The organism is Shigella sp. FC1661, assembly GCF_001712525.1.
Classification (GTDB): Bacteria; Pseudomonadota; Gammaproteobacteria; order Enterobacterales; family Enterobacteriaceae; genus Escherichia; species Escherichia coli.
Window position 1 is genome coordinate 1 of record NZ_MDGW01000438.1, and the last position, 602, is coordinate 602.

General features: G+C 49.2%; 1 protein-coding gene. It reads right to left on the bottom strand.

Features of this window, described 5'->3' with window-relative positions; all coding sequences use genetic code 11:
- Positions 1 to 45: 45 nt before the first annotated feature.
- Positions 46 to 198: a type I toxin-antitoxin system toxin HokE gene (hokE, locus tag BFF42_RS19705; RefSeq protein WP_000956455.1), complete on the bottom strand. Its 153-nt coding sequence runs from the start codon at positions 196 to 198 to the stop codon at positions 46 to 48.
- Between the last annotated feature and the right edge of the window lie 404 nt (positions 199 to 602).

The following is a 602-nucleotide window of genomic DNA, read 5'->3' on the forward strand; positions in this document are numbered from 1 at the left end:
CTGACCTGACAACCGGATATGCGGGGATTGCTCCCCGCACAACGGCTACTTCTTCGGTTCGTAAGCGAGAACAGCCTTAAACTCAATATTACGTTCCTTTACGGTGAACTCACACAGCGAATCCCCGACCAGAAGCGTAAATCCCAGCACCGTTAAACACAGAACTATGACTGCCGCAAGGGCATATTTCGTCAGCATGTTTATATTGCCTCCATGCGAAGAAGGGACTACCATCCGAGTTGTTGAGGCTCGGAGTGGCAGCCCCAGGATTGATAGAAATATCTCCTGGGGCTTCATCTTTCCAGACCTCAGAGTTAACCTGAAACCGGAAAGCTTCAGGCACCCGCCGTTATCTTACCCTTCCTCAACAAAATAGCTGTTTATTTATACAGTAAATTCTGTTTCGGACTTCTGTCGGCAAAACTCATCATTGCTCTTAAAACGAAATCGCCCGCAGCCATCACTGACCGCGGGCGAAAGTGTAAAGCAGGTGCCTTACCATCCTGACCTGACAACCGGATATGCGGGGATTGCTCCCCGCACAACGGCTACTTCTTCGGTTCGTAAGCGAGAACAGCCTTAAACTCAATATTACGTTCCTT

Bases quoted from the DNA above. Each gene is read 5' to 3' on its own strand.
- hokE (WP_000956455.1), bottom strand. From the start codon at position 198: ATGCTGACGAAATATGCCCTTGCGGCAGTCATAGTTCTGTGTTTAACG.